This window comes from Janthinobacterium sp. CG_23.3 (assembly GCF_046115965.1).
In the GTDB taxonomy this organism is placed as follows: Bacteria; Pseudomonadota; Gammaproteobacteria; order Burkholderiales; family Burkholderiaceae_D; genus Janthinobacterium.
Window position 1 is genome coordinate 1 of sequence record NZ_JBJXIB010000196.1, and the last position, 6,317, is coordinate 6,317.

The window sequence follows — 6,317 nt, forward strand, 5'->3', positions numbered from 1 at the left end:
TGTTGTATTGTGTCGACAAACCGCCCGGCCACAACCACCGCCGAAGAGGAAACACCCCACCCCCCCCCCCCCCCCCCCCCCTCCCCCCCGCCACCGAAAGCCGCACCATGCCCGTCGCGCCAGCCGCCACGCCCGTTCCCGCACGACTGCTTAGCCTGGACGCCTTCCGCGGCTTCGTCGTCCTGGCCATGGTCTGGCTCAACTACATTGCCGGGATGCCCGGCCTGCCGCACTGGCTCCAGCACGCCGGCGCCGGCGCCGACGGCGTCACCCTGCCCGACCTGGTGTTCCCGGCCTTCCTGTTCATTGTCGGCGTGGCGATTCCACTGGCGCTGCAGCGCCAGCGCGGCCGCGTCGGCTTGCCGCTGCTGGGCCGACTGGGCTGGCGCGCCGCCGGCCTGATGCTCGCCGGCGTCGTGCTGGCCAACGCCTACCGCTACGACGCGGCCGCCGCGGCGCTGCCGCGCGCGCTGTACTTCGTGCTGTTTTACGCCGCGCTGATCCTGCTGTGGCGGCAAAGCGCCAGCCGCGGCGCCGCCTTCTACACCGGCGCCGCGCTGATGCTGGCGCTGCTGCTGGCGTTTCGCGGCACGCTCAACGGCGAATTCGACCGCGTCTGGCTGCAGCACAGCTGGTGGGGCATCCTCGGCATGATAGGCTGGACCTACCTGTTCTGCAGCCTGATTTACCTGGCCACCGGCGGCAACCGCGCCGCCCTGATGGGCGCGCTGGCCGGCTTGGTCGCGCTGTACATGGGCGGCCGGGTCGGCAGCCTGGATTTCCTGCCGGCGCAGTTGACGCAACTCGTCAACGTGCCGGAACTGCTGGGATCGACCGCCGCGAACGTGCTTGCCGGTACCGTCGTCGGCACCCTGTTCGTGCGCGACGGCGACGCGCCCGCCACCTCGCACGGGCAGCGCATCGGCTTCATGGCCTGGTTCGCCGCCGGGCTGGTGGCGGCCGGCATGCTGCTGCGCCCCTACCACCATATCAACAAAATCCACGCCACCGAGTCCTACACGCTGGTGTGCGCGGGGGCCGCGCTGGCCTTATTCCTGCTGTTTTATATAGTGATCGACGTGCTGGCATGGCGGCGCTGGAGCGCGCCGCTGCTGCCCGCCGGCGGCAACGCCCTGTTTGCCTACATCGTCCCGGACCTGTGCGAGCAGCTCGCGGCGCTGCTGCGCTTGCCGCGCCTCTGGTGGCCGTATTTGGCGACGGGCGGCGGCGCGGGACTGCTGAACGCCGCCGCGGTGACCGCCTGCATGATGCTCATCGTTGCGCTGGCGAACCGCCACGGCCTGCGCTTGAAATTTTAACCCTGGCACAAACAAGCGGCCAGGCAAGCGCCCGCGGGGCTACTCAAGGCCGAACACTTCGTCGAGGGTTGACGCGCGTAGCAGCGCCTTGCTCCAAGCCATCAACTGCTCGTCGCCGGCATCGGCCAGGCGATCCTTGAGCGTACTCGGCAAGGCGCCGAAACGCTCTTCGAGCAACGCCGACAGCATGCCGCGACGTCCTTCGATGCTGCCCTGCTGGCGGCCTTCCTGCCGCCCCGCTTGCCGGCCTTCGTCGCGAAATTTACGCTCAAAGTAACTCATGTAAGGCATCGTATCGCTCCTTTCCATTGCCTGGATGTCGGCCCACAATTCATCGTTCAATTCGGCGGGTAAACGCATCATCCAGTCTATGACGTTGAGGAAGTCGATGATACGTTGTTTGTCCCAGTTTCGCTGGAATAGCAGTACAAAAAGACGGCGCTTCGCCGCCGCCCGGCGCGCCACGTCGCCCTTGGTTTGGCGCGTCAGCAAGTGCGCCGCCGTCACCAGCGCAAACGGGTTGTCGTCCCGCAGCAATTGCTCGATTTGGCCGGCGTAATCGCTCAGTTTCACCACCGGAAAACTGAAGCGCATGTCGCAGCCGAACAGGCGATAGCCGAAGGTATCCGGCTTCCACGACGCGCTGCCGTCGGCCAGCAGCGCCAGGCTGGCGACGGGACGCCGGTAGTGGTCGTAAATGCGATAGTTGCAGACGAACATGCGCTCGGCGAAGCGGCCCTCGCGCCGCCCCTGCACTTCCAGATGCACCAGCACCCAGCGCTCGGCGCCGCCGAGCAAGGTAACCTTGGCCAGCTTGTCGGCCACGCGCTTGCCCAGTTCGGCCTCGCGCATCACCTGCGCCAGCTCCTGCTCGAGGAACTCGGGCTCGTGCGACCAGTCGATCTGCGCGTGCGCAGACGGAAAATAGAAGGCCATGAACGCCGAAAAATAGCGCGTGACGGCGTCCTTCCAGGGCGTGTCGTAATCGTCGTGGGGCGTGGCCATGGCCCAGTGTAACGGCTTGCCGCGCTTAAACCTTGATGTAAAGCCCAGCCCGGTCCAACGCGTAGCCAACCAGCCAGCACGCCAGCATGAAGGCGACAGCGAACAGCAGCGAGCTGACGGACGCGCCGGCTAGCCCCTGGAACACGCTGGTGAACAGCCAGGAATACGCGCTTTGCCCGCCGATCTTCAGCGTGAACAGGAGCACCACGGCGATCTCGGACAGCAGGTAAATGAACAGGGTGTTCTTGCCGAACACCTCGAAGAAATAGGTCCATCGTCCGGGCTTGCGGCGTTCGATGAGATACATCAGCAGCGGCAGGATCAGCAGGTCGAGCCCGACCGTATAAAGCGCGTACGAGCCGGTCCACAATTTCTTGTTGATTGGCAGTACGCCGTTCCAGCACAAGCCGATGGCCACGCAAGCCAGGCCGGCGCATGCGAGTTTCAGCATGCTGTCGACGCCCTGCCCCCGGGACTGGATCAGGCGCCCGGCGTAGTAGCCGGCGATGACGTTGACCGTGGCCGGCAAAGTGCCCAGCACGCCCTCCGGGTCGAAGGCGATGCCCTCGCCGCGATACAGGTGGCGCTCGCCCAGCAAGTACAGGTCCAGTTTCAGGCCGGCGTTGCCGGCCAGCGTATAGTCGCCGAACTGGGCCAGGGCGAACCAGTGGCCCAGCAGCGCCACCGCGCAGAACAGCAGCGCGCCGCGCTCCCGCCAGAAGTGGAGGATCAGCGCGGCCAAGCCGAAACACAGGGCGATGCGCTGCAGCACGCCGGGAATCCGCGTCGCGGCCAGCGGCGCCAGCGTCCACGCGCCGGCGGCGTCGGGCTTGATAAACGGAAACCAGTACAGCAGGAAACCGAGCAGGAAGATCAATGCGCTACGCCGGCCGATCCTGGCGCACACGGCGGCATGGCCCAGCGCCGCGTACTTCGGCAGCGCGAAACTGAGCGCGTTGCCGACCACGAACAGGAAGGTCGGGAAGACCAGGTCGGTGGGCGTGAAACCGTGCCACAGCGCGTGCAGCAGCGGCGCGTAGGTGCCGGCCTCGTTGCCCGGGGTGTTTACGATGATCATCAAGGTGACGGTCAAGCCGCGCAGGACGTCGAGCGACAGGTAACGTTGGCTGGGTGGGTTCATCATACTTTCCTGGAGGGCGCCGGCGGCTTACAACTTGGCGCGCAGGCCGAAATAGTACTGGCGGCCGTTGGCGTACAGCGCGGTCGGCTGGTCGCGGGTGGCGCCGTAGGATTTCAGCACCGCGTTGTTCAGGTTCAACGCGTCAAAGGTCAGCGAATAGCGCTCGCTGAGCTTGTAGTTGAGCGACGCGGCCAGGTTGCCCACCGCGTCGACATGCTGCGGCGAGCTGCTGAACAAGCCGGACAGGAAGGTCGAGCGGTAGGTGTAGGCCAGCCGCGTGCTCAGGCGCGCGTCCTCGTAATACGCTTCCAGGTTGTAGGTGGCCTTCGAGCTGCCCACCATCGGCGCGCCGTCGGCCGCCTTGCCGTCGGTGTAGGTGTAGTTGCCCAGCACGCCGAAGCCGCCCCACAGGCCCTGCTGGTAGCTCAGCTCGACGCCCCGGTTTTTGGCGCCGATATTGGCCGGCGACTGGATCACGTAGGTGTTGAACTTTTTGAAGGTGTTGTTGTAATACGTGACCGGCGCGGTGCCGAACGTGACGTAGGACGCCATGTCCATGTAGAACACGCCGGCCGACAGCAGCGCCTTCGGCGCGAAATACCATTCCAGCGTGGCGTCGTAGTTGGTCGAGCGGATCGGTTTCAGGTCCGGGTTGCCGCCGCTGCCGGTCAGCAGCTGGTCGTTCAGGTTGACCGCCCCCACCAGCGCGCTGTAGTCGGCCCGCGCCATGGTCTTGGCGACGGCGACGCGCGCCACCAGGGCCGGACTCAGATCGAACTTGAAGTTGGCGCTGGGCAGCACGTCGGTGTAACTGTGCTCGGCCAGGGTCGGCGTGTACTGGCCGAAGATGCTGTCCTGGCTGATCGGGTTCGGTCCGCCCGGCACATTCGTCACCGTGCTCTGGCGCGTGCGCACGACGCGCACGCCGACGTTGCCGCGCCACTGCGCGCCGGCCAGGTTGAGCATCGCGTAGGCCGCGAGGTTCCTTTCCTTGACGTCCAGCTCGGCCGGCCAGTTGCGCGAATTCGGCCCGCCCGCCGTGTCGTACTGGTCGGCCCAGGCTTGCACCGCGGCCGGGTTCAACTGCCAGTAACGGCCGAACGCGCCGCCGCCCAGGGTGTTGCCGTAATTGGCCGGATAAGTGGCGCCGTTCCACACCGGCAGGGGCGCGGCGGCGCTGCCGTCGCAGCGCGCGCAACCGCGGTTTTCGGGCCAGCCGACGTTGCGGTGGTGCGCCGCGTAGCGCAGGCCGGCCTTGGCCGACTCCCAGACGCCGTCGCCGATGCTCAGCTCGGCGTCGGCCTGGCCGTACTGCTCGGTGTCCAGGGTTTTCACGTGCGAGCCCCAGCCGGAGGCCGTCACGGCGTTGCCGAACCTGGACACGTCCAGGCCGGGAAAGCCCATCTGCGCCGGCGCCAGGCCGTTCAGCCGGTAGGACATGCCGGCCCCGGTCAGGCCGGCCTCGTAGCCGAGGTCGTCCGGTGTTGCGCCGACGCCGCGGGTGCCGCCGGCGCTGGCCGACAGGCGCAGGCGCTCGCTGGCGCGGTAACTGCCATTGAGGTCGAGGTAGGCGGTCGACGAGTGCGATCCGGGCCGGTAGATCTGGTCCACCATGGCCGGGTACAACTGGGCGTTGTGGCGGCCGTCGGCGCCGGCGCCCGGGTACTGCGACGCCGGGAACAGCGCCGCCACCAGCGTGTTGTTGCGCACCGTGTACTGGGACGGCACCACGCCGACCGGCTTGCCGTCGGCGTCGACCGCGTTCAGGTTGGCGCCCGGCTGGCTGTAGAAGCTGCGGTTGTAGTTGGCCGCCTCGAGCTTGGAGGCGAAGCCGTTCAGGTCGAGCGTCAGGTCGGCGTGCGGCTTGAGCTGGATGTCGAAGCTGCCGCCGCTGCGCTTGCGGCGCTGCTCGAACAGCGCGGCGTTCACGCCCAGCGGCGCGCGCACCCCGGCCAGGTCCGGATGGGCGCGCGCTGCCGGGCTGTCCGGCGCGATCGGCGCGTAACCGAAGAATTCCTGGCCGTCACGCCGCTCGTGGCGCTTTTGCGAAAACAGTTGCAGCAGCACGCCCAGCGAGTTGGCCTGGTTCTTCCAGTTGAGCAGGCCGTTCAATTGCGGATCGGTGCGGCCCGGCAGGTCGGCGTAAATCGCCTGCAGCGACAGCTCGGCCGTGAACGGCTGCTTGAACGACAGCGGCTTGCGCGTTTCAATATTGACGGAGCCGGCCACGCCGCCCTCGACCAGGTCGGCCTGGGCGCTCTTTTGCACCGTCACGCGGTTGACGATTTCGGCCGGCAGCAGCGCGAAGCTGACGCTGCGCCCGACCGTGCCGACCTGGTCGTTGACGAACCAGTCGCCGGTGCCGACGGCGTGGCCGTTGATCAGGGTCTGGGTCAGGCTGGGGCTGGTGCCGCGGATGCTGACGCGGTCGTTCTCGGAAAAACCGCCGTCGCCGCCGGCCGCCGATGAAATGTTCACGCCCGGCACGCGCTGCACCGCGTCGGCGACGTTCTTGTCGGGCAGCTTGCCGATGTCCTCGGCGCTGACCACGTCGAGCACCGAGTCGCTGTTGCGCTTCTGGTTCAGCGACTGCTGGCGCGCCGCGCGGATGCCCGTCACCACCACTTCCTGGACGGCGCCGCCGGCCGGCGCCGCCGCTGCCGTGTGCGCCTGCTGCGCGTCGGCCGCCGCCGCGACGGCCAGCAAGGCCGCCGCCGCAATCGGTGTCAATGTCATCGTCATACCGTCCCCTTGATGATCAATCCACCCAAGTTAAGGATTTTCCAACCTTTTAACATGGTTTTTGGGCCATGTGCTTGTGCGGCTTCGGCCTGGCTTTGCGTGTTTTGGAT

4 protein-coding genes are annotated in these 6,317 nt (G+C 67.1%); 1 reads left to right on the forward strand and 3 read right to left on the reverse strand.

What is annotated here, in order from left to right; genetic code table 11:
• On the forward strand, positions 1 to 1,319 hold a 1,319-nt coding region (locus ACFDR9_RS26475; protein WP_409032903.1), incomplete at its 5' end, for a DUF5009 domain-containing protein.
• Positions 1,320 to 1,358: 39 nt separating this feature from the next.
• Here the strand turns inward: ACFDR9_RS26475 and ACFDR9_RS26480 are convergent.
• The 3 genes from ACFDR9_RS26480 to ACFDR9_RS26490 are packed head-to-tail and all read right to left on the reverse strand — an operon-like array spanning position 1,359 to position 6,207.
• Positions 1,359 to 2,324 (reverse strand): DUF4351 domain-containing protein, encoded by a 966-nt coding sequence (locus tag ACFDR9_RS26480; RefSeq protein ID WP_409032904.1) that lies wholly within the window; start codon positions 2,322 to 2,324, stop codon positions 1,359 to 1,361.
• 25 nt (positions 2,325 to 2,349) lie between these two features.
• Entirely contained in the window at positions 2,350 to 3,468 is a 1,119-nt protein-coding gene (locus tag ACFDR9_RS26485; RefSeq protein ID WP_017878759.1) for an acyltransferase family protein, read from the reverse strand.
• 24 nt (positions 3,469 to 3,492) lie between these two features.
• Positions 3,493 to 6,207, reverse strand: a complete 2,715-nt coding sequence (locus ACFDR9_RS26490; RefSeq protein WP_026133363.1) for a TonB-dependent receptor — start codon at positions 6,205 to 6,207, stop codon at positions 3,493 to 3,495.
• Positions 6,208 to 6,317: the final 110 nt, after the last annotated feature.

Excerpts from the sequence above, each read along its gene's own strand:
- ACFDR9_RS26480 (WP_409032904.1), bottom strand. The coding sequence starts at position 2,324 with ATGGCCACGCCCCACGACGATTACGACACGCCCTGGAAGGACGCCGTC.
- ACFDR9_RS26485 (WP_017878759.1), bottom strand. The coding sequence starts at position 3,468 with ATGATGAACCCACCCAGCCAACGTTACCTGTCGCTCGACGTCCTGCGC.
- ACFDR9_RS26490 (WP_026133363.1), bottom strand. The coding sequence starts at position 6,207 with ATGACGATGACATTGACACCGATTGCGGCGGCGGCCTTGCTGGCCGTC.